The 20,177-nt window shown below is 72.3% G+C and carries 25 protein-coding genes; 23 read left to right on the top strand and 2 right to left on the bottom strand.

The window, feature by feature from the left end:
- The first annotated feature begins 88 nt into the window (after nt 1-88).
- From ACFC1I_RS18540 to csrA, 23 genes are all read left to right on the top strand, one after another.
- Nucleotides 89-430 carry a flagellar basal body rod protein FlgB gene (locus ACFC1I_RS18540; RefSeq protein WP_376012784.1) on the top strand — a complete coding sequence of 114 codons (342 nt, stop codon included), beginning with the start codon at nt 89-91 and terminating at the stop codon, nt 428-430.
- A complete protein-coding gene (locus ACFC1I_RS18535; RefSeq protein WP_376012781.1) occupies nt 427-819 on the top strand; it encodes a flagellar basal body rod protein FlgC in 393 nt (130 codons plus the stop codon). The genes ACFC1I_RS18540 and ACFC1I_RS18535 overlap by 4 nt, the downstream gene beginning before the upstream one ends.
- A complete protein-coding gene (gene fliE, locus ACFC1I_RS18530) occupies nt 819-1,121 on the top strand; it encodes a flagellar hook-basal body complex protein FliE (RefSeq protein ID WP_376012779.1) in 303 nt (100 codons plus the stop codon). Before ACFC1I_RS18535 ends, fliE begins: the two co-directional genes overlap by 1 nt.
- The gene (gene fliF, locus ACFC1I_RS18525; RefSeq protein ID WP_376012776.1) at nt 1,121-2,764 is read left to right on the top strand and encodes a flagellar basal-body MS-ring/collar protein FliF; all 1,644 of its coding nucleotides are present in this window, start codon (nt 1,121-1,123) and stop codon (nt 2,762-2,764) included. Before fliE ends, fliF begins: the two co-directional genes overlap by 1 nt.
- On the top strand, nt 2,761-3,762 hold the full coding sequence (fliG, locus tag ACFC1I_RS18520) for a flagellar motor switch protein FliG (protein ID WP_376012774.1): 1,002 nt from the start codon (nt 2,761-2,763) through the stop codon (nt 3,760-3,762). The genes fliF and fliG overlap by 4 nt, the downstream gene beginning before the upstream one ends.
- Nucleotides 3,752-4,354, top strand: coding sequence for a FliH/SctL family protein (locus tag ACFC1I_RS18515; RefSeq protein WP_376012771.1), 603 nt, complete (start codon nt 3,752-3,754; stop codon nt 4,352-4,354). Before fliG ends, ACFC1I_RS18515 begins: the two co-directional genes overlap by 11 nt.
- Complete coding sequence (locus tag ACFC1I_RS18510; protein ID WP_376012769.1) at nt 4,351-5,646, top strand: FliI/YscN family ATPase; 1,296 nt, start codon at nt 4,351-4,353, stop codon at nt 5,644-5,646. The genes ACFC1I_RS18515 and ACFC1I_RS18510 overlap by 4 nt, the downstream gene beginning before the upstream one ends.
- Complete coding sequence (locus ACFC1I_RS18505; protein ID WP_376012766.1) at nt 5,643-6,065, top strand: hypothetical protein; 423 nt, start codon at nt 5,643-5,645, stop codon at nt 6,063-6,065. The genes ACFC1I_RS18510 and ACFC1I_RS18505 overlap by 4 nt, the downstream gene beginning before the upstream one ends.
- Nucleotides 6,062-7,390 carry a flagellar hook-length control protein FliK gene (locus ACFC1I_RS18500; RefSeq protein ID WP_376012764.1) on the top strand — a complete coding sequence of 443 codons (1,329 nt, stop codon included), beginning with the start codon at nt 6,062-6,064 and terminating at the stop codon, nt 7,388-7,390. Before ACFC1I_RS18505 ends, ACFC1I_RS18500 begins: the two co-directional genes overlap by 4 nt.
- A gap of 12 nt (nt 7,391-7,402) precedes the next feature.
- Nucleotides 7,403-7,822, top strand: coding sequence for a flagellar hook assembly protein FlgD (locus tag ACFC1I_RS18495; RefSeq protein ID WP_376012761.1), 420 nt, complete (start codon nt 7,403-7,405; stop codon nt 7,820-7,822).
- Nucleotides 7,823-7,842: 20 nt separating this feature from the next.
- Entirely contained in the window at nt 7,843-9,003 is a 1,161-nt protein-coding gene (locus ACFC1I_RS18490; protein ID WP_376012758.1) for a flagellar hook protein FlgE, read from the top strand.
- A gap of 123 nt (nt 9,004-9,126) precedes the next feature.
- On the top strand, nt 9,127-9,345 hold the full coding sequence (locus ACFC1I_RS18485) for a flagellar FlbD family protein (protein WP_376012755.1): 219 nt from the start codon (nt 9,127-9,129) through the stop codon (nt 9,343-9,345).
- Nucleotides 9,345-10,148 (top strand): motility protein A, encoded by an 804-nt coding sequence (locus tag ACFC1I_RS18480; RefSeq protein WP_376012752.1) that lies wholly within the window; start codon nt 9,345-9,347, stop codon nt 10,146-10,148. Before ACFC1I_RS18485 ends, ACFC1I_RS18480 begins: the two co-directional genes overlap by 1 nt.
- Nucleotides 10,145-10,960, top strand: coding sequence for a flagellar motor protein MotB (locus ACFC1I_RS18475; RefSeq protein WP_376012749.1), 816 nt, complete (start codon nt 10,145-10,147; stop codon nt 10,958-10,960). Before ACFC1I_RS18480 ends, ACFC1I_RS18475 begins: the two co-directional genes overlap by 4 nt.
- 67 nt (nt 10,961-11,027) lie before the next feature.
- The gene (locus ACFC1I_RS18470) at nt 11,028-11,960 is read left to right on the top strand and encodes a flagellar motor switch protein FliM (RefSeq protein ID WP_376012746.1); all 933 of its coding nucleotides are present in this window, start codon (nt 11,028-11,030) and stop codon (nt 11,958-11,960) included.
- On the top strand, nt 11,957-12,619 hold the full coding sequence (locus ACFC1I_RS18465) for a FliM/FliN family flagellar motor switch protein (RefSeq protein WP_376012743.1): 663 nt from the start codon (nt 11,957-11,959) through the stop codon (nt 12,617-12,619). The genes ACFC1I_RS18470 and ACFC1I_RS18465 overlap by 4 nt, the downstream gene beginning before the upstream one ends.
- Before the next feature lie 49 nt (nt 12,620-12,668).
- Nucleotides 12,669-13,073: a flagellar biosynthetic protein FliO gene (locus ACFC1I_RS18460; RefSeq protein WP_376012740.1), complete on the top strand. Its 405-nt coding sequence runs from the start codon at nt 12,669-12,671 to the stop codon at nt 13,071-13,073.
- Nucleotides 13,070-13,912 carry a flagellar type III secretion system pore protein FliP gene (gene fliP / locus ACFC1I_RS18455; RefSeq protein ID WP_376012737.1) on the top strand — a complete coding sequence of 281 codons (843 nt, stop codon included), beginning with the start codon at nt 13,070-13,072 and terminating at the stop codon, nt 13,910-13,912. The genes ACFC1I_RS18460 and fliP overlap by 4 nt, the downstream gene beginning before the upstream one ends.
- Entirely contained in the window at nt 13,909-14,184 is a 276-nt protein-coding gene (gene fliQ / locus ACFC1I_RS18450; protein WP_376012734.1) for a flagellar biosynthesis protein FliQ, read from the top strand. Before fliP ends, fliQ begins: the two co-directional genes overlap by 4 nt.
- A 1-nt stretch (nt 14,185) precedes the next feature.
- Nucleotides 14,186-14,947 (top strand): flagellar biosynthetic protein FliR, encoded by a 762-nt coding sequence (locus ACFC1I_RS18445; protein WP_376012732.1) that lies wholly within the window; start codon nt 14,186-14,188, stop codon nt 14,945-14,947.
- Nucleotides 14,944-16,035: a flagellar biosynthesis protein FlhB gene (locus ACFC1I_RS18440; RefSeq protein ID WP_376012729.1), complete on the top strand. Its 1,092-nt coding sequence runs from the start codon at nt 14,944-14,946 to the stop codon at nt 16,033-16,035. The genes ACFC1I_RS18445 and ACFC1I_RS18440 overlap by 4 nt, the downstream gene beginning before the upstream one ends.
- An 8-nt stretch (nt 16,036-16,043) precedes the next feature.
- Nucleotides 16,044-18,098: a flagellar biosynthesis protein FlhA gene (locus tag ACFC1I_RS18435; RefSeq protein ID WP_376013111.1), complete on the top strand. Its 2,055-nt coding sequence runs from the start codon at nt 16,044-16,046 to the stop codon at nt 18,096-18,098.
- Between the two features lie 9 nt (nt 18,099-18,107).
- Nucleotides 18,108-18,356: a carbon storage regulator CsrA gene (gene csrA, locus ACFC1I_RS18430; RefSeq protein WP_376012727.1), complete on the top strand. Its 249-nt coding sequence runs from the start codon at nt 18,108-18,110 to the stop codon at nt 18,354-18,356.
- A gap of 76 nt (nt 18,357-18,432) precedes the next feature.
- Here the strand turns inward: csrA and tsaE are convergent, their stop codons facing one another.
- Both tsaE and alr read right to left on the bottom strand, forming a co-directional pair.
- Entirely contained in the window at nt 18,433-18,879 is a 447-nt protein-coding gene (gene tsaE / locus ACFC1I_RS18425) for a tRNA (adenosine(37)-N6)-threonylcarbamoyltransferase complex ATPase subunit type 1 TsaE (RefSeq protein ID WP_376013108.1), read from the bottom strand.
- Between the two features lie 104 nt (nt 18,880-18,983).
- The gene (gene alr, locus ACFC1I_RS18420; RefSeq protein WP_376012724.1) at nt 18,984-20,108 is read right to left on the bottom strand and encodes an alanine racemase; all 1,125 of its coding nucleotides are present in this window, start codon (nt 20,106-20,108) and stop codon (nt 18,984-18,986) included.
- Between the last annotated feature and the right edge of the window lie 69 nt (nt 20,109-20,177).

Below are 20,177 nucleotides of genomic sequence, written 5' to 3'. Positions count from 1 at the left end.
GCGGAGCCGCCGATAGATCCTCGCGAGCAGGGAACGCTCGACGCAGCGGCCAGGGATCGGCCATAGCCCATCGACGGGAAACGGGTTCGTGTTCGATTCTGTGAGCATCGCCGCGCTGACCAGCGCGCTCGACGGCCTCTCGCTGCGCCAGCGCGCCATCGCCGACAACATCGCCAACATCAACACGCCGGGCTATCACGCCAAGCGGGTCGCGTTCGAGGAGGCCCTCGCATCGGCCGTCTCAGGCGGTTCCGGCCGCGTGACGCCCACCGTCTCGGAATCCCTCGAGCCGACGCGACTGGACGGCAACAACGTCAACCTCGACACCGAGACGCTCTCGAGCATCGACACCGTGCTGCGGTACCAGTTCGCCTCGCAGGCGATCAACGGGTCGTTCTCGTCGGTGCGCACGGCGATGAGGACGTCATGACCTTCGACGCCATCGGCATCGCCGGCACGGGCCTCACCGTGCACCGCAAGTGGCTCGACGCGCTGAGCGACAACATCGCCAATCTCAACACCGCCGTGGCACCGGGAGACGAGGCGTTCCGGGAACGGTACGTGCTCGTGGAGGAGGGCTCCCGGTCCCCCGGTGTGTACGTCGCGGGGACGGCGCTCGGTGATGCGGAGGGCCGGCTCGTGCACCAGCCCGATCACCCGCTGGCGGACGAGAACGGCTACGTGCGCATGCCCGACATCGACTTCGGCTCGCAGATGAGCCAGCTCATCCTGGCGCAGCGCGGCTACCAGGCCAGCGCCGGCGTCGTGGACCGCGCGCGCAACGCCTACGAGGCGGCGCTGCAGATCGGACGCAGCTGATGGAGGCCGTATCCCGCGTCGAGGGGGTCCTCGCCGCGTTCGCACAGCAGGCGGCGCCCACGGCGCCCGCCGCCACCGACGGCTCCGGGTTCGCGAGCAGCATGGCCCGCGCGGTCGACGACCTGCGCGCCCTGCAGTCGCAGTCCGAGACGCTCGGCGTCGCCGCCGTCACCGGTGACCTGAACGACATCCACTCGGCGATGATCGCGTCGACCCGCGCTGCGGTCACCCTCGAGCTCGTCGCGGCCGTGCGCAACAAGGGCGTGGACGCGTTCAACGAGATCATGAGGATGCAGGCCTGATGCCCCAGCCTGTCGCCAAGGCGTTCCAGCGGATCCGGGACGTCATCGCGGGCTTCACCATCCCGCAGCGGACCTTCGCGGTCATCGGCGTGGCCGCCGTGGTGCTCGGGATCTTCGCGCTGTCGAGCTGGCTGAGCCGGCCCACCTACACCCCGCTGTTCTCGGGGCTGAGCGCCGCCGACGCGAACGCCGTGGTCGAGCAGCTGCGCTCCGCGTCGGTGCCGTACGAGCTGGCCGACGGCGGCGCGACCGTCATGGTTCCCGAGGAGCAGGTCTACGACCAGCGCCTGGCCGCCGCCGCATCGGGGCTGCCCGGCGAGGGCTCGGAGGGGTACTCGCTGCTCGACGACATGGGCGTGACGACATCCGAGTTCCAGCAGTCGGTCACCTACAAGCGGGCCATCGAGGGAGAGCTCGCCGCGACGATCTCGTCTCTCGACGGCGTCACCGCCGCATCCGTGCAGCTGGCGATCCCTGAGGAGAGCGTCTTCGTCTCGGAGACGGTCGCGCCCACCGCGTCGGTCTTCGTCGAGACGCGCAACGGCACGACGCTGTCGCCCACGCAGGTCGAGGCGATCGTCCACCTCACCTCGGCGTCGGTCAGCGGCATGGAGGCGAGCGACGTCACGGTGGTCGACCAGGCGGGTCGCACCCTCTCCGCCGCCGGGCTGGACGTCGCCGGCGGCGCCGATCGGCAGGCGAGCGAATACGAGGCGCGGGTGGCCGCCAGCGTGCAGCAGATGCTCGACTCGGTCGTCGGCACCGGCAATTCCACGGTCACGGTCGTCGCCGAGATCGACCGCTCGGTCAGCGAGCGCCTGGACGAGACCTACACGCCGGCCGAGGGCGCTCCCCCCGTGTCGGAGCAGACGCGCACCGAGACCCGCAACGGCAGCGGTGGCGACGCCGGGGTACTCGGCCCTGACAACATCGCGGTACCGGACACCACTGAGGGCTCCACGTACGAGTCGACCGAGCAGACGCTCAACAACACCGTCAACAAGACGGTGGAGAGCCGCACCACGCCGGCGGGTGGGCTGACCCGGCAGTCGGTCTCCGTCGCCGTCGACTCCGGCGCCGGCGGCGCGGTCGGCGCCGCGAAGCTCACCGAGTTGATCAACGCCGCAGCCGGCATCGACGACGCCCGCGGCGACGTCGTCGCCGTCGAGCTCGTCGAGTTCGGCCGCGCCGACGCCGACGCCGCCCAGGCCGCGCTGGAGGCCGCCAAGGAGGCAGCGGACGCCGAGCGCCTCGGCGAGCTGCTGCGTGCGGCCGTCATCGCGGCGGCCATCGCCATCCCGCTCATGGTCGGCGTCGTGGCGCTCATCGTCCGCGCGCGGCGTCGCGCCAGCCCCGCAGCCGAGTTCGACCGGCTGTTCGGCGAGCGTCCCGCACCGCTGTCGGCCATCGCCGGCGCCGAGACGGCCGCGCTGACCGTGGCGGCGCCGACGGTGCCGCTGTCGCTCGATGTCTTCGACACCGAGCCCGCGGCGCCGCTCGCCCTCGAGCCCGAGCCCGACCCCGAGCCGGCTCAGATCAGCCTCCAGCGCCGCCGCGCCGAGCTCGACGCCCTCACGCGCGCCGACCCGAAGCGCACCGCCGAGCTGCTCAGCGGCCTCATCGACGTCGGGCAGCGCGTATGAGCGCCCTGACGGACCGGCAGACCGCTGCGGTCGTGCTCATGAACCTCGACCGCGCGCAAGCGGTCGAGGTGATGCGGCATCTGTCGGAGGCGGAGGCCGAGGCCGTCGCCGCGGAGATCATCGCGCTGCACGAGCTGGACGCCGCCACGACGGCGGGAGCGCTCGGCGCCTTCCAGCGGATAGCGGCGGGGCAGCTCCCGCCGGCGCGCGGCGGCCGCGATGTCGCCGCGGGGCTGCTCGAAGCCTCGCTCGGCGCGGAGCGCGCCTCCGCGGTGCTCGGTCGCGCGAGCAACGGCGCAGGCCCGTCGTTCGACTTCCTGAGCGACGCCGAGCCGGAGCAGCTGGCGACGCTCCTCGACGGCGAACTGCCCCAGACGGTCGCGCTCGTGCTCGCACATCTTCCGGCCGACCGCGCGGCCGCCGTCCTCGCGGAGCTCCCCGACTCGGCCCGGACCGACGTCGCACAGGCGATCGCGACGATGGGCACCGCGACCCAGGAGGCGATCGCCATCGTCGCCGACACGCTGCGCACGCGCACCGGGGTCTTCGCCTCACGCAAGGCCCCCGAGACCCTCGGCGGCGTCGAACCGCTGGTCGAGATCATCAATCGCTCCGACGCCGGCATCGAGAAGGCACTGCTGGAGAGCATCGAGGCACGGGACAGCGCGCTCGCGGAGGACATCCGCTCGCGCATGTTCACGTTCAACGACATCGTCAAGCTCGAGGACCGCGATGCGCAGCGGGTGCTTCGCGGCACCGACATCCGCGCCCTCGCCCTCGCTCTCAAGGGGGCGAACCAGGCCATCGTGGACGTCATCCGACGCAACGTCTCGGAACGCAACCGCGAGAACCTCGACCAGGAGACGCAGTCGCTGGGACCGGCGCGCATGTCGCAGGTCGAGGAGGCGCGTGCCGAGATCGTCCGCACGATCCGTGCGCTCGAGGCATCCGGCGACATCACCGTGCAGCGATCGGACGAGGACGAGTATGTCTACTGACACCTTCGCACCGGCGAGCTTCCCGCGCCTGCAGCCCGCGGGCGCGGAGGCCGAGCGCGAGCTCGCGCGCGTCCGGGGCTACGCCGACGGCCATGCCGAGGGCTACCGCATCGCCGCGGTGGCCGCTGCCGAGGCCCAGGAGCGCGCCGACGCCGAGCGCGCCGCGCGCGATGCCGAGCACGCGCGCGACATCGACCTGGCGCTGCAGGCCCTGGAGGATGCGGCGCTCGCGCTCTCGCGCCGGACGGCGGATCTGACCGCGGCCACTCAGCAGCAGGTGTTCGCGCGCGCCGTCGAGCTCGCCGGGCTGATCCTCTCCGGCGAACTCGCGAGCGGAGAGGACTCGGCGACCGCGGCGCTGCGGCGAGCCACACTGACCGCCGACGAGGACGAGATGCGAGAGGTGCGGGTCCATCCCGAGGATCTCAGCACCCTCGAGCGGCTGGGTCAGTGCCCGCAGGGCATCGCCCTCGCCGGCGATGCATCGCTCTCCCGCGGCGATGCGATCGTCGTGCTCGCCGACGGTCTCGTGGACGCCCGCATCCGATCCGCTCTCGATCGCGCCCGCGACAGCCTGGAGGCAGGGGCATGAGCCGCTGGAGCGCTGTCCTCGATGCCGCGCGGCCCGAGCGCGTCGGCCGGGTCTCCCAGATTCAGGGCCTCGGTGTCGCCGTGCGCGGGCTCACCGGAGCCGTCGGCGACATCCTCGTGATCGGGGACGGCATCCGCGCGGAGGTCGTCGCCGCCGGGCGCGACGGACTGCGCTGCATGCCCCTCGGCCCCGCGGCAGGGCTCACCGTCGGAAGCACCGCCCGCACCCTCGGCGCGCGTCTGCGCGTCCCGGTCGGCAGCGCCGTGCTCGGACGCGTGCTCGACGGTCTCGGCGAGCCGATCGACGGCAAGGGGCCGATCGCGGCGCCGCGCGTCACACTGGAGCACGAGCCGCCGCCCATCATGGGCAGGGACCGCATCACGGTTCCCCTGCCGACGGGGGTGCGCGCCATCGATTCGCTCGTGACCGTCGCGCGCGGCCAGCGCGTCGGCCTGTTCGCCGGGTCGGGGGTCGGCAAGTCGTCGCTGCTGTCGATGATCGCCCGCGGCACCGAGGCCGAGGTCAGCGTGATCGCGCTCGTCGGCGAGCGTGCCCGCGAAGTGCGTGAATTCATCGAGGACGACCTCGGGCCCGAGGGCCTCGCGCGCTCCGTGGTGGTCGTGTCGACGTCGGACCAGCCGGCGATGGCCCGGCTGCGCGCGGCTTCGACGGCGACGCGGATCGCGGAGTCCTTCCGGGACGCCGGCGCCCACGCCGTGCTGATGATGGACTCGCTCACGCGTGTGGCGATGGCGCAGCGCGAGATCGGCCTGTCGGCGGGAGAGCCTCCCGCGACCCGCGGGTACCCGCCCTCGACGTTCTCGCTGCTGGCCGGTCTGCTCGAACGTGCCGGCACCGACAGCGGGGGATCGGTCACCGGGATCTACACGGTGCTCGTGGACGGCGACGACCACAACGAGCCGATCGCCGACGCCGTCCGCTCGATCCTCGACGGCCACATCGTCCTCGACCGCGCGCTCGCCCACTCGGGACACCACCCCGCGATCGACGTGCTCGCGTCGGTCTCGCGTGTGGCCGGCAAGGTCACCAGCTCCCCGCAGCGGCGGATGGCATCGAGCCTGCGCGCGGTCCTCGCGGCACGGCACGCCGCGCGGGATCTCGTCGATATCGGGGCCTACCAGCCCGGCGCGAACCCCCGGGTGGACGCGGCGATCGCGAACGAGGCCGCGATCTCGGCCTTCCTCACCCAGCCCCTCGACGCGGTCGCCGCTGCTGAGGATTCCTGGCGACGCCTGGAGGAACTGGTGTCGGCGTTCGGAGGTGCGGCATGACCCGCGAGTTCTCTCTCGCCGGACTCCTGCGCGTGCGTGGGATCCAGGAGCGCGCGGCGGCGCAGCGTCTGTCCCGCGCGTCCATCGAAGCCGAGCAGACCGCGTCGCGCGACCGGCAGCTGCGTGCGGCGCTGGCCGTCACCGGCTCGGACGCGGCCGACGTGCGCTCGCTCGCGGCCCTCGCCGCCGCCCGGGTGGCCGGCCGCTCGCTGCTGGCCGACCTCGATTCGCTCGGAGAGCTGCGTCAGGCGGCATTGCACGAGGCACGGGACGAGCACGAGTCCGCGCGCAAAGAGGTGCGCGGCCTCGAGCGACTCGCGGACGCCCACGCGGCCCGCGCGCTGGCCGGCGAGCTCCGGGCGGAACAGCTGGAGCTCGACGAGATCGCCACGCGCACCCGAGGGGAGAAGACGCCGTGACCCTGACCGGCCTCATCGAGGGGTTCGGCCTCTCCCCCAGCGCGCCCGCCGCGCCCCGTGGGCGCGAGGGATCCCCCGCCAGCGCGGTCGCATTCGCGGGTGCGGTGGAGGAGGCGCGAGCCTCGAACACGCAGGGGGACGGCCCGCTCACCGACGATGACGGAACGGATGCTGCGGCCCCGGCGCCGCCCGCGGCCGCCGGCGCGACCGGCGCGGCGGTACTCACCCTCGCGGTGCCTCCGCCGTCGCTCGGCGCAGCGGCCGGCCCGCATGACGATGCCCCCCTGCCGGACGCAGACAGTGCCGCGCCGGCGCCCGCCGCCGGAGTCGCCTCGGGCCCGAGCGCGGCGATCGTGGTGCCGCCGGATGCCGGAGCGCACGCGACGCCGACGGCTTCGACGACGCCGCCAGCCTCAGATGCCGAGCGCCCACCGTCCGCGGCCCTGGGGAGCGCGTTCGCCGCGCTCTTCGCGGCCGGCCCCGCGACGACGACCTCCGCGGACACCCGCACGACCGCGCCTCCGGCCGACGCTCTCCCGCAGGCGGCCGACTCCGCGATCGCCCTCGACACGGTGTCCGGGGCAGCAGCCACCCTTGAGCCGGCGGATTCGTCGCCAGCGCCGATCATGGCGACCGGCCCGGCGACGGCCGCCGCCGTGACCGCGTCGACGACGTCCATCGCGACCCCGGCCACCGCGCCCGCCGCTGCTGCGGATCCGGGGCGGGACACAGCATCCGTCCCTCCCGCCGGAACGCTGTCGTCCGCACCCGTCGGCACCCCGCCGCCCCCGGTCGGCCAGCCCGTCGCGGCGCCGCTCACCCTCGTCCCGGAGGCAGCGGCCGCACCGAACGGAACCGGCACGACCGCCCCGCCGCTTCGGCACCAGCTGTCGGATCCCGTGATGGCGCTCGCGCGCAGCGCCGACGGCGAGCATCGGCTCACCCTCACGGTCGCGCCCGAGTCGCTCGGGCCGGTGACCGTGCGGGCGCACATCAGCGGCGGCGCGATCCACATCGAGCTGCACGCTCCGTCGGACGTCGGCCGCGACGCGCTGCGCGCGGTGCTGGCCGACCTGCGCCGGGACCTCGCCGCCGCCGCCCCGCACGCGTCGCTGTCGGTCGCCGCGCAGGACGCCGGCTCAGGCTCGGCCGGGTCGTCGGGGTCGTCGGGGTCGACGCACCCGCAGGCCTCTGGCGGCGGCGACACGTCCTCGTCCGCACGCGGCGGGGCGGGGCGACAGGATCCCCCCGCACGCCAGGCGGTGCCCGCGCCCGCCGAGCAGCCCGCCGCCCCACCCGCCGACGGCATCGACGTCTACGCCTGAACCGGAGGACACATGACCGCCATCCCACCCATCACCGCCACCGGCCTGCAGACCGGGAGCACCGTCCCCGCTGCCGAGCGCAAGACCACGCTCGACTCCGAAGTGTTCCTGAAGCTGCTCGTCGCCCAGCTGTCCAACCAGGACCCGAGCTCGCCGATGAACACGAACGAGATGCTCGCCCAGACCACGCAGCTCGCGTCGATGGAGCAGCTCACGGCGCTCGCGAGCACCTCGACCGAGAGTTTCGCGCTGGGCATGCGCCAGACCGCGGCCGCCCTCGTCGGGCGCGAGGCGCAGTACATCGACGAGACCGGCGCCACCCGCACCGGCGTCGTCACGTCGGTGTCGTTCACCGGCGCCGTCCCCCTCGTCCAGATCGGCGACGTCGCCGTGCCGCTCGACGCCGTCGCCGGCATCTCCCTCCCCTCCTGACCCTCCAGAAAGGCACGATCATGCTCCGTTCCCTGTACGCCGGCATCTCAGGCCTGCGCTCGCACCAGACCATGCTCGACGTCACCGGCAACAACATCGCCAACGTCAACACCACCGGGTTCAAGGCGTCGGCCGCCCAGTTCCAGGACTCGCTGTCGCAGCTCATCCGCAACTCGACCCTGCCGCAGCAGAACGCCGGCGGCTCCAACCCCGCGCAGGTCGGCCTCGGCGTCCAGGTGGCCGGTGTGAGCACCAACTTCGCGCAGGGCGCCCCGCAGGCCACCGGCGTGCCGACCGATCTGATGATCGCCGGAGACGGCTTCTTCATCGTGCGCTCCGGGGCCGAAACGCTCTACACCCGCAACGGCGGCTTCTCGTTCGACACCAGCGGCCGCCTCGTCACCGCCGACGGTGCGCTCGTCCAGGGCTGGACCGCTCAGAACGGTGTCATCACCCCCGGACAGGGACTCGGCGACATCGTCCTGCCCGTGGGCGCGACCGTACCGGCGACCGCCACGACCTCCGCGCGCGTCACCGGCAACCTGCCCTCGGAGACCGCCGTCGGCGGACAGCTCGTCCGCGACATCAAGGTGTACGACGCCGAGGGCGGTTCGTCCATGCTGCGGCTCACGTTCACCCGCACCGCGGGCGGCTGGGATGTCGCCGACGGCGCCGGGGGCGCAGCATCCCTCACCTTCACCGACGGCCGTCAGCCCGGCGCGTCGTCGCTGGTCTCGGGCGGGGTCACCGTCGATCTGTCGGCGATCACCGGCTACGCCGACGTGAGCACGGTCGCCATCACCGGGCAGGACGGCAAGCCCGCCGGCTCGCTCAGCTCCTACGCGCTGTCGGACGACGGCAGCCTCGTCGGGACGTTCAGCAACGGCGAGTCCGCCGTGCTCGCCCGTATCGCGCTCGCCGGCTTCCTGAACCCCGGCGGCCTCGAGAAGGCGGGGTCGTCCCAGTACCGTCCCAGCGTCAACTCCGGCCAGCCCACCATCGGGACGGCAGGGGCTGACGGCATGGGCGACATCATCAGCGGATCGCTGGAGATGTCGAACGTCGACCTGTCGCAGGAGTTCACCAACCTGATCGTGGCGCAGCGCGGCTTCCAGGCCAACGCCCGCATCATCACCACCAGCGACGAGGTGCTCCAGGAGCTGACGAACCTCAAGCGCTGATCCGCGCCGGCATCCGGCCGCGCCTAACGCGACGCGGCCGGATGCCGACAGTCCCCTTCGACGGTCCAGGACGGGCCGTCTGGCTTCGCCACGACGGAGCCGGAATTTCCAGGATGGAAGCCCATGATCGTCCTCACGCGCCTGAACCGCACCCGGTTCGCCGTGAATCCTGACCTCATCGAGAGGATCCAGGCGGCGCCCGACACGACCCTCGTCATGGTGGACGGGGCCAGGTTCGTCGTCACCGAGTCGATGGACGACGTCATCGAGAACGTCGTCCGCTTCCGCGCCCGCATCCTCGCGGCCGCGTCCGACTGGCGTGAGCCGGAGGAGGCCTCCTGATGGACATCGCACTGATCCTGGGCATCGTGCTGGCGTTCGGCTCGCTCTACGCGATGATCACGATGGAGGGCGCCCACGTCGAGGCGCTCCTGCACCCCGCCCCGATGATCCTGGTGTTCGGGGCGACCATCGCGATCGGCATCGCCAGCGGCACGGTGAGCGACGCGATCTACGCGTTCAAGTCACTGCCCCGCGCGTTCAAAGGCGCCGGCGCCACCTCGATCGGGCCCCTCCTCGACAAGATCGTCGGATACGCCGAGAGGGCGCGCGCCGAGGGGCTTCTCGCCCTCGAGAGCGGAGTGGCCGACGAGAAGGACCCGTTCCTCCGCCAGGCCCTGCAGAACATCGCCGACGGCACCGACGCCGAGGACCTCCGCATCATCATGGAGGATCAGATCGCCTCGGTCGCGGCGCGCAACCGCACCGCCGCCCGGTTCTACAACCTGATGGGCGGCTACGCGCCGACCGTGGGCATCGTCGGCACCGTCGTGTCGCTCACCCACGTCCTCGAGCAGCTCGATAAGCCCGACACCCTGGGGCCCCTCATCGCCGCGGCCTTCGTCGCCACCCTGTGGGGCCTCCTGTCGGCGAACTTCCTGTGGCTCCCGATCGGCGGACGCCTGCAGCGCCTCGCCGAGCTCGAGGTCGATCGGATGACCGTGCTCATGGAGGGCATGCTCGCCGTGCAGGCGGGCAGTCCCCCGCACCTGGTCGAGGAGCGCCTGCGCGCCCTCGCCCCGGACGCCCCGAAGAAGCCGGCCCGCAAGGGCACCGACGAGCCGGCGATGGAGCAGATCCCGTGAGCGTGCGGCCGCGGCGCGGGCGCGCCGCCGCGTCGCACGGACACGACGGGCCCGACGAGCGCTGGATGGCGTCGTACCTCGACATGATCACGGTGCTCATGTGCATGTTCATCGTCATGTTCGCGATGTCGACCGTCGACCAGGAGAAGTTCGAGGCCCTCCGGGCGTCCCTGGCGACCGGCTTCGGCGCCGAGGTCTCGGACACGACGGACGCCTCGGAAGGCGTGGTCGTGCCCGAGGAGCTGCTCGACGAGAAGGGGGAAGGCTTCACGGCGGTCCACCTCACCGAGGCCGAGTCCGAGTTCGACCAGCTGTCGGAGCTGCGCGTGCGCCTGCAGGACGCCCTCGACGCCCAGGGGCTGGGGACGGCGGTCACGTTCACGATCGACGAGCGCGGGCTCACGGTCGGGCTCGTCAGCGGCGAGACCTTCTTCGGCACCAACAGCACCGAGCTCAGCGACCAGGCGCGTGCGGTGCTCGGCGCGATGGGAGGCATCCTCGCGGCGCAGCCGAACGAGATCTCCGTCGAGGGCCACGCCGACAGCCGCACTCCCGTCGCGCCGTTTCCGACCAACTGGGAGCTCTCGGCGGGGCGTTCCACGCAGGTGCTGCGCTTCCTCGTCGAGAGCGCGGGCGTCGACGGCACCCGTGTGCAGTCGGTCGGCTACGGCGACACCCGGCCCGTCGCGGCGGGGGCGGGCGACGCCGAGCTCGCCCAGAATCGCCGCGTCGACATCGTGATCCTCTCGGAGGCCGAAGAGGAGGTGCGTCAGCTGCTGCCCACCGTGGTGGCCTCAGCGTCAGCACGCTGACGAGATCGACGACAGCGGGGCACCCCGCTCCCTTACGCGCGTCCATCGCCGCCCGATAGTCGGGTTCGTGGTGATCGAGGACAGCGCGCACGTCTCCGTGCCTTCTTCCGCGCGCGCGACGGTCGCCGAGGTCGAGCTCTACGACTTCGGCAGACCCGCGGCGCTGTCGCGCGAGCACGCGCGGATGCTCGCGCTCGCATTCGAGACGTTCGCGCGGCAATGGGCGGCTCAGCTGTCCGCACGCATCCGCGGGCGCGCGCAGGTCTCCCTCGAGTCGGTGTCGATGCAGACGTACGACGAGTACGCCGATTCGCTGCCCGCGACGACGACCATGGTCGTGTGCGCGCTGCCGGACCCGGCGGGCAGCGCGGTGATCCAGTTCCCGCTGTCGGCCGCCGCGTCGTGGATCGTGCAGATGGTCGGCGGCCGGCCCACCGACACCCCCGAGGACCGGGTGCTGACGCCCTTGGAGCAGGCGCTGCTGCGCCCCCTCGCGGACGAGGCGCTGGAGAACCTCACGCACGCGCTGGGCGGCGTGGTCCCGGCGCGGGTGTCGGTCACCGGCATCCAGTTCAGCTCCCAGTTCGCCCAGGTGGCGTCCGCCGGCGAGCTCGTCGTCGTTGCGCGCTTCTCGCTGCGGCAGGGCGGCCGCACGGTCGAGGCGAGCGTGGTGCTTCCGGCGGCCACGGTCCTGGACCGCCTGGAGCCGCACGGCTCGTCGCCGTCCGCGGCCACGCCCGGACTCATGCGGCGGCAGGTGGAGGAGGCCCCGGTGGAGCTCGTCCTGCGGCTGGCTCCGCGGACCATCCGTCCCGGCGAGGTGCTCGACCTCGCCGTCGGCGACGTCCTCACGATCCCGCACGCCGTCGACCGTCCGCTCGACCTGGTCATCGGGGATCAGCCCGTGGGAGCTGCGGCCGCCGGCACCAGCGGCGCCCGGCTCGCCTGCGTGATCACCGCCACCGTCCCCGATCCCCAGTTCGCCGAGGAGTCCGCGTGACCAGCACCACCGCCTACGAGTCCGCCATCGCGGCCGCCTTCGCCGCCCGCCTGCCGACGCCCGATCCCGTCGTCGCACACGCCTCGCAGGCGTCGGGCGACACCGCGGATGCCGTCGTCGTCACCTACGTGGGCGAGGCGAGCGCGGACCTGGCCGTCCAGCTCTTCCACCCCGACGCCCTCGTCGACGGCCTGGCGGACGCGGCGCTTCCGGCACGACTGCACGACGCGCTCGACGCCGCCGCCGGCGCACTCGGCCCCGGGGTGCTCGGCGAGCCGGCCGTCGGCGACGCCTCGGCGCTGCTGGCCCATCCCCTCACCCAGGTGTTCGACCTGCGCGACACCGCCGAGCGCACGGTGGGTCGCCTCGCCGTGCGGATCACACGCGCCCCCGCATCCTCTGCAGGGCTCTCCGAGCGGCGACTGCACCGCATCGCGGGCGTCGAGATGGAGCTCACGGTCGAGATCGGGCGCACCCGCATGGCGGTGCGCGACGTGATCGACCTCGAGCCCGGCCGCATCGTGGAACTCGACCGTGCCGCGGGTGCTCCGGCCGATCTCAAACTGAACGGCCGGATCATCGGGCACGGCGAGGTGGTCGTGGTCGACCAGGACTACGCCGTGCGCATCACCCGCATCCTCGAGAACGTCGAGGCCTGACCTGGACGATCTGCTGCTGGCGCTGCGTGTCGCCGTCTCGCTGGCGGCGGTGCTCGGCCTGTTCTGGTACCTCCACCGCCGCGTCTCGAAACGCGGAACCGCGCGCAAAGACACCGAGACCATCACGGTGCTCGGACGCCAGGGGCTCGGCGCCAAGGCGCAGCTCGTCGTGGTCCAGACCGAGGACGCCCGCTACGTGCTCGCGGTGAGCGAGCGGGGCGTCGAGGTCGTGGACAAGCTTCCCGCGAGGACCGCGACGGATGCCTCGCACCCCGCACCGTCGAAGGCCGGCGGCACGGGCTCGTTCGAGCAGGTGCTGACCACCGCCTCCGGCACCGGCCTCGAGCACCCCTATCCGCTGCGCTCGCGCCGGCGGCACGACCCGCTGCAGGGATCGATCCTCTCGGCCGAGACCTGGCGCCAGACCGCCGAGGCGCTCCGGCGCGCTCGATGAGTCTCTCGCCGCCCGCGGCCCGCGAACGGGCGCTGCGGTGGGTGGTGCTGTTCGCGGTCGCGGCGGCCGTGCTGGTGCTGTGCATGCATCTCGGCGGCGTCTCCGCGCACGCGGCGACGGTGGGACCGGAGGATCCCGAGCCGCCGGTCGCTCCCACGGTCGACCCGGCGGGTGTGACGATCGACATCAACGGGATCAACGGGTCGCCGTCGACGTCGATCCTGGTGCTGCTCGGGATCACGCTCCTCTCGGTCGCCCCGGCCCTGCTGCTGATGATGTCGTCGTTCACCAAGATCTTCGTGGTGCTCGCGATGACCCGGAACGCGCTGTCGCTGCCGACGATCCCGCCGAACCCGGTGCTGGCCGGCCTCGCACTGTTCCTGTCGCTGTTCATCATGTGGCCGGTCCTCGTCGACATCAACACGCTCGCGGTGCAGCCCTACATCGACGGCACCCTGACCTTCGCTCAGGCGATCGACGTGGCGCAGGTGCCGCTGCGGGACTGGATGCTCCAGTACACGCGTGAGGCGGATCTCGCCCTCATGACCCGCGTCGCGGGACTGCCGAACCCGGAGGATCCGCAGAGCGTGCCGATGTACACGCTCATCCCGGCGTTCATGATCTCGGAGCTGCGGGCCGCGTTCATCATCGGATTCGTCATCTTCGTGCCGTTCCTCGTGATCGACCTGGTGGTCGCCGCCGCACTGATGTCGATGGGCATGATGATGCTGCCCCCGGTGATGATCTCGCTCCCGTTCAAGATCCTGCTGTTCATCCTGGTCGACGGGTGGGGCCTCATCGTCCGCTCGCTGCTGGAGAGCTACGGAGGCACCGGATGACACCCGAAGCCGTCATCGACATCGGCACGGAGGGCCTCCTGCTGGCCGCGAAGCTCGCGGCGCCCGTGCTCATCACCGCGCTCGTGGTCGGCTTCGCGGTGTCGCTGCTGCAGTCGATCACGCAGGTGCAGGAGGTCACCCTCTCGTTCGTCCCCAAGATCATCGCCGTGGGGATCGCGCTGCTCATCGCGGGGAACTGGATGATCGCGGAGGCCATCGCCTTCACGAACGAGATGTTCGCGCGCATCCCCCAGCTTCTGAGCGGGGGCTGACATGAACATCCCCGTCGACTTCGCATGGCTCGAAGCGACGATGCTCGTCGCCGTGCGGGTGACGGCGTTCATCTTCATCGCGCCGCCCTTCTCGTACGGCGCGATCCCACCGCGCGTGAAGGCGATGCTCGCGATCGGGATCTCCCTCTCGATGAGTGCCGCTCTCGCGCCGGGCTACGTGCCGCTGGACACCGGTCGGTTCCTGGGCGCCCTCGTGCTCCAGCTGGTCACCGGAGCGCTGCTCGGGTTCCTCGTGATGGTGTGCTTCTCGGCGGTGCAGGCCGCCGGCGGCCTGATCGACGTCTTCGGCGGCTTCCAGCTCGCGCAGGCGTTCGACCCGTACTCGCAGATCAACGGTGCGCAGTTCACGCGGCTCTTCCACATGACGGCGCTGGCTCTGCTGTTCACCTCGGGCGGGTACCAGCTGATCGTGGCGGGGCTCGCCCGCAGCTTCGAGGCGGTGCCCGTCGACGGCGGGCTGGACCTTGTCGACCCGGCGCGGGTGCTCACCTTCGCGGTGTCGCAGATGGTGCTCGCGGCCGTGCAGATCGCGGGACCGCTCGTGCTGGTCCTCTTCCTCGCCGACCTGGGCCTCGGCCTCGTCACCCGCGTGGCCCCCGCCCTCAACGCGTTCGCCATGGGCTTCCCGGTCAAGATCCTCCTGACACTCGTGCTCGCGGGCGTCGTCTACGTCGGCCTGCCCGGAATCGTGGATGCTCTCACCGCCGACGCGCTCCGGCTGCTGCAGGGGGTGCTGCCGTGAGCGATGCCGACAGCGGCGAGCGCACCGAGCGCGCCACCGATCGCCGGCTGCGGGAGGCGCGCCGCAAGGGACGTCTCTCGCGCAGCCAGGATCTCACCGCGTGGCTGGCCATCGGCGCGGCGGCGGTCACCCTGCAGGGCGTGGTCGTCGCCGGCTCGATGGCCGGGACGGAGCAGCTGCTGGCCGTGGCGTCGATCGCCGACGCGCCGACGGTCGGCTCGGCGCTGGAGCTGCTCGAGCGGGGGCTGGCCTCCGTGCTCCCCACACTCGCGCCGATGCTCGCGGTCGTCGCCGTGGCGACCCTGCTCGGAGCGGTGGCCCAGGGCGGCGTGCACCTCCGCGGGATCAGCGGGCGGTACGAGCAGTTCAACCTCGTCGCCGGGTTCCGGCGGCTCTTCGGCGTGCGGGCACTCTGGGAGGGCGCGAAGGCGCTGCTGAAGACCGCCGCGATCGTCGGAGCGCTGTGGCTGGTCATCAGCGGACTGATCCCGGTGCTCTCGTCGAGCGGTGCGCACTCGCTCGCGTGGCTGCTCCAGATCGCCGCCGACGCCATCGCGGCGGTGCTGCAGGCGGCGATCGCCGTCGGCATCGCGCTGGCCGTCATCGATGTCTTCGTGGTGATGAAGCGCAACGCCAAGCACACGCGCATGACCAAGCGCGAAGTGCGCGACGAGACCAAGAGCACCGAGGGCGACCCGCTGATCCGCCAGCAGCGCCGCTCACGACAGTTCGCGATGAGCCGCAACCGCATGATCGCCTCCGTCGCAGGCTCCGACGTGGTGCTGGTGAACCCGACCCATGTCGCCGTCGCCCTGCGCTACGAGGTCGGCAAGGCCGCGCCGCGCGTCGTCGCGAAGGGCAGCGGCGTGGTCGCCGACCGCATCCGCGAAGAGGCCATCGAGGCGGGCGTGCCCATGGTGCGCGACATCCCGCTCGCACGCGCCGTCCACGCGGCCTGCGACCTCGGCCAGGAGATCCCCGAAGACCTCTACACCGCGATCGCCCACGTCCTCGTCTTCGTCGCGTCGCTGCGGGCGCGCGGGGCGGCCCGAGGCATCCATTCCCTTCCCCCACGGAGGCAGTCGTGAAAGACCTCATGCGCAAGCTGGCGGTGCCGATGGGCGTCGTCGGCATCCTTCTGCTGCTTGTCGTGCCGGTGCCGGCGGGCCTGCTCGACACCCTGATCATCCTGAACATCATGTTCGCGCTGGTCATCCTGCTGACCACGATGTTCGTGAAGAAGCCGCTGGACTTCTCGGTGTTCCCGTCGCTCCTGCTGGTCGCGACGCTGTTCCGCCTCGGGCTGAACGTCGCCTCGACCCGGCTCGTGCTGGGCGAGGCGTACGCCGGACAGGTGATCGAGGCGTTCGGAGCGATCGCGGTGGGCGGGTCGCTCATCATCGGCGCTGTCGTGTTCCTCATCCTCGTCGTCATCCAGTTCGTCGTCGTCACCAAGGGCGCCGAGCGCGTCGCCGAGGTCGGCGCCCGCTTCACGCTGGATGCCATGCCGGGCAAGCAGATGGCGATCGACGCCGACCTCAACGCCGGCCTGATCACCGACACCGAAGCCCGGCAGCGGCGTGCCGAGGTCGCCGCGGAGGCCGACTTCTACGGCGCGATGGACGGTGCGTCGAAGTTCGTCAAGGGCGATGCGATCGCGGGCCTCGTCATCATCATCATCAATCTCGTCGGCGGCATCGCGATCGGCCTCACCGAGCACGGCATGACGATCGACGAGGCGATCAGCACCTACAGCCTCCTCACCATCGGCGACGGCCTGGTGACCCAGATCCCCGCCCTGCTCATGGCGGTGTCGACCGGCATGATCGTCACCCGCTCGAACGCGGAGGCCGAGATCGGCACCGCCGCCTCCGCGCAGCTCGGACAGTCGCGCAACGCGCTCGCGATCGCCGGCGGAGCCGCGGTCGTCATGGCGCTCATCCCCGGGATGCCGGTGCTGCCTTTCGTGACGATCGGGGCGCTGCTGCTGCTGGCCGCGCAGCGAGTGAAGGCGGGTCAGGCGCGCGCGGCCGCCGCCGCCGAGGCGGAGGCCCCCGCTCCTTCCGCGACCGAGCAGCCCGAGGAGCTGATCGAGCAGATGCGGGTCCATGCCCTGGAGATCCTGCTCGCGCCCGACATCGTCGACCTCGTGACCGGCGGACCCGACGACCTCCTCGCCCGCGTGAAGGCGCTGCGCCGCCGGATCGCACTCGACCTCGGGATCGTCGTGCCGCCGGTGCGCACCCGCGACAGCGTGGAGCTCGCCTCTTCCACCTATGTGATCCGCATCGCCGGCGTCGAGGCCGGCAGGGGCGTCGCGCCGTCCGGTGCCGTGCTCGCGCTCGGCCAGGGCCTCGGCTCGCTGCCCGGCACGGCCGCCCACGACCCCGTGTTCGGACTCGAGGGCAAGTGGATCCCCCTCGAGATGCGTCACAGCGCGGAGCTTGCCGGCGCGACGGTCATCGACCGCGGGAGCGTCATCATCACGCACCTGTCCAGCGTCATCCAGTCGGGCGCCGCCCGTCTGCTCAGCCGCGAGGACGTGCGTCAGCTGACCGACGCCCTCAAGCGCGTCTCCCCCGCGGCGGTGGAGGAGCTCACGCCCACAGTGCTCTCGCTCGCCGAGATCCAGCAGGTGCTGCAGGGGCTGCTCGCCGAGCGGGTGCCGATCAACGACCTCGCCCGCATCTACGAGGCGCTCGCGCTGCGGGCGAAGGTGTCGCCCGAACCCGAAGGCCTCATCGAAGCCGCGCGCGCGGCACTCGGTCCGGCGGTCGCGGCGAGGTTCGCCGAGGGCGGCGTGCTCAGGGTCGTCATGATCACCCCCCTCCTCGAGCAGGCGATGCTCGAGAACCTGCGCCCCTCGCCGGACGGGACGCAGATCGTCCTGGACCCCGAGCGGCTGGAGGCGGTCATCGCCTCGGTCAAACAGGCAGTGGCCACCGCAGACGACGGCGGCGAACCGGTGCTCGTGTGCGCTCCTGCCCTGCGCGCGGCCGTGCGGCGGATGGTGGCGGCTCAGACCGACGGCCTGCCGGTGCTGTCGTATACCGAGGCGACGGCGGCCTCGCTGACCATCGAGACCGTCGGCGTCGTCCGCGACACCGCGAGCGCGCTCGCCCCGGCCGCCGACGTCATCGCCGCGCAGTAGGCTGATCCGATGCTGGTGCTGACGCGTAAGGTGGGCGAGAGCGTCCTCATCGGCGGCGAGATCGAGGTCACGCTGCTGGACATCAAGGGCGACAGTGTGCGCATCGGCGTCAAGGCGCCCCGCGACACGCGCATCCAACGGGCCGAGATCGTCGAGGCGGTCGGCAGAGAGAATTCGTCGGCAGCGGGCGCGGGCGGCGACGCCGAGCAGGCGATCCTCGACGCCGTCGCGCGCAGCCGCGCAGCCGGGCGCGACTAGCCGGGACGGCTCTTCCGGAGGGCGGTCGCCGTGCGCACGTCGATCCGGAAGAACGGATGCTGCGGACCGCCGCGCACTACGGGTGGCGCGTGATCTTCACCAGGCGCGGCGTGTCGGCGTCGAGGTCGGCCTCGTGGGCGATGGTTCCGCAGGCGTTGTCGACGCCGTGGCCGTGCCACTCGCGCTCGAGCTCGACCTCCCACCACTGCTCGCGGAGGCCGTCGACGAGGCCGCGGCCCCACTCCACGATCACGACGGAGCCGTCGAAGTCGATGTCGAGGTCGTCGAGCTCGGCGGCCGAGCCCAGACGGTACGCGTCGACGTGCACGAGCGGCGCACCGCCCGAGAGCGACGGGTGCGTCCGGGCGAGCACGAACGTCGGGCTCTGGATCGGGCCGCGCACGTCGAGCCCGCGGCCGATGCCGCGGGTGAGCGTCGTCTTGCCCGCGCCGAGCGGACCGGTGAGCACCACCATGTCGCCGGGGCGCAGCATCCGTCCCATCTCTTCGCCGAGTGCCTCCATCGACTCGGGCGAGGTGACCTCGCGCGTGCCGACGAGGGCGTCCAAACCCTGAGCTGTCGTGTCCACGCCCGGTGCAACAACGGGCGCGTCGTCCGCGTTCCCGCTCATTCCGACACCTGCCGGCGGGGCACGCGGGGCCCGATGCGCGTGACGATCTCGTAGTTGATGGTGCCCGCGGCATCCGCCCACTCCGTCGCCGACGGCGCGCCCAGCGTCGGGTCGCCGAACAGCACGGCGGTGTCGCCGACCGACACCGGCGCGTCGCCGACGTCGACGACGAACTGGTCCATCGCGATGCGGCCGGCGACCGTGAAGCGCTGCCCGCCGATCACCACCGGCCCCGCACCCGAGGCCTGGCGCGGCACGCCGTCGGCGTACCCGACGGGTACGAGGGCGAGCGTCGTCTCGGCGGGAGCGCGGTAGTCGTAGCCGTACGACACGCCCTTGCCCGCGGGCACGCGGCGGACGGCGGCGACCGTGCCGCGCAGCGTCATCGCGGGGCGCAGGCCCAGGTCGGCGGAGGTGCGGTCGTCGAACGGCGAGAGTCCGTAGAGGCCGATGCCGATGCGCACGCACCCGAGGCGCGCCTCGGGCAGGTCGATCGCGGCGTGCGTCGCGGCGATGTGCCGCAGCGGCGGCGCGAGGCCGAGGGTCGCAGCGACCCCGACGCCCTCCTCGAACGCGCGGAGGGCCGCGCGGTCGTCTTCGGTCGACGCGTTCGAGAGGTGGCTGAACAGCGCGATGACGCGCACGCGCCCGATCCGCTCGAGCCGCGCGGCCTCGGCGAACACGACGCGGTACTCCTCGGGCGCGATCCCATTGCGCGAGAGCCCGGTCTCGAGTTTCAGGTGCACTCCGACGGGACGATCGGCGGATGCTGCGGCCGCAGCCTTCTGCAGCTGGTCGAGGCTCGAGATGCCGAGCTCGATGCCGAGTGCGGCGGCCTCGGCGAAGTCCGCGCCCGGGGCGTGCAGCCACGCGACGATCGGAGCGTCGATGCCCGCGCGGCGCAGGGCCAGCGCCTCGGTGATGTCGGAGACGCCCAGCCGCGACGCGCCGCCCGCGAGCGCGGCGAGCGCCGAGCGCACCGCGCCGTGCCCGTACCCGTCGGCCTTGACGACCGCGATGACCTCCGAGCCCGTGAGCCGGCGAAGGTGCCGCACGTTGTCTTCGATGGCGCCGACGTCGACGAGCGCCTCGCGCAGGGCTCCGGCGGGGAGGCGGCTCATGCGGACTCCTCGGTCTCGCGAGACCGGGGATCCGCGTCGAGACCGGGGACGTCGCCCTCGGTCTCGGCG

Origin of the sequence: Microbacterium sp. NPDC056044 (assembly GCF_042267145.1) — a bacterium.
GTDB lineage: Bacteria > Actinomycetota > Actinomycetes > Actinomycetales > Microbacteriaceae > Microbacterium.
Note: the sequence above shows the minus strand (reverse complement) of the source record. Positions and strands in the feature narration are given on the sequence as shown.

Excerpts from the sequence above, each read along its gene's own strand:
- ACFC1I_RS18535 (WP_376012781.1), top strand. The coding sequence starts at position 427 with ATGACCTTCGACGCCATCGGCATCGCCGGCACGGGCCTCACCGTGCAC.
- fliE (WP_376012779.1), top strand. The coding sequence starts at position 819 with ATGGAGGCCGTATCCCGCGTCGAGGGGGTCCTCGCCGCGTTCGCACAG.
- fliF (WP_376012776.1), top strand. The coding sequence starts at position 1,121 with ATGCCCCAGCCTGTCGCCAAGGCGTTCCAGCGGATCCGGGACGTCATC.
- fliG (WP_376012774.1), top strand. The coding sequence starts at position 2,761 with ATGAGCGCCCTGACGGACCGGCAGACCGCTGCGGTCGTGCTCATGAAC.
- ACFC1I_RS18515 (WP_376012771.1), top strand. The coding sequence starts at position 3,752 with ATGTCTACTGACACCTTCGCACCGGCGAGCTTCCCGCGCCTGCAGCCC.
- ACFC1I_RS18510 (WP_376012769.1), top strand. The coding sequence starts at position 4,351 with ATGAGCCGCTGGAGCGCTGTCCTCGATGCCGCGCGGCCCGAGCGCGTC.
- ACFC1I_RS18505 (WP_376012766.1), top strand. The coding sequence starts at position 5,643 with ATGACCCGCGAGTTCTCTCTCGCCGGACTCCTGCGCGTGCGTGGGATC.
- ACFC1I_RS18495 (WP_376012761.1), top strand. The coding sequence starts at position 7,403 with ATGACCGCCATCCCACCCATCACCGCCACCGGCCTGCAGACCGGGAGC.
- ACFC1I_RS18490 (WP_376012758.1), top strand. The coding sequence starts at position 7,843 with ATGCTCCGTTCCCTGTACGCCGGCATCTCAGGCCTGCGCTCGCACCAG.
- ACFC1I_RS18485 (WP_376012755.1), top strand. The coding sequence starts at position 9,127 with ATGATCGTCCTCACGCGCCTGAACCGCACCCGGTTCGCCGTGAATCCT.
- ACFC1I_RS18480 (WP_376012752.1), top strand. The coding sequence starts at position 9,345 with ATGGACATCGCACTGATCCTGGGCATCGTGCTGGCGTTCGGCTCGCTC.
- fliP (WP_376012737.1), top strand. The coding sequence starts at position 13,070 with ATGAGTCTCTCGCCGCCCGCGGCCCGCGAACGGGCGCTGCGGTGGGTG.
- fliQ (WP_376012734.1), top strand. The coding sequence starts at position 13,909 with ATGACACCCGAAGCCGTCATCGACATCGGCACGGAGGGCCTCCTGCTG.
- ACFC1I_RS18445 (WP_376012732.1), top strand. The coding sequence starts at position 14,186 with ATGAACATCCCCGTCGACTTCGCATGGCTCGAAGCGACGATGCTCGTC.
- ACFC1I_RS18435 (WP_376013111.1), top strand. The coding sequence starts at position 16,044 with ATGCGCAAGCTGGCGGTGCCGATGGGCGTCGTCGGCATCCTTCTGCTG.
- csrA (WP_376012727.1), top strand. The coding sequence starts at position 18,108 with ATGCTGGTGCTGACGCGTAAGGTGGGCGAGAGCGTCCTCATCGGCGGC.
- tsaE (WP_376013108.1), bottom strand. The coding sequence starts at position 18,879 with ATGGAGGCACTCGGCGAAGAGATGGGACGGATGCTGCGCCCCGGCGAC.
- alr (WP_376012724.1), bottom strand. The coding sequence starts at position 20,108 with ATGAGCCGCCTCCCCGCCGGAGCCCTGCGCGAGGCGCTCGTCGACGTC.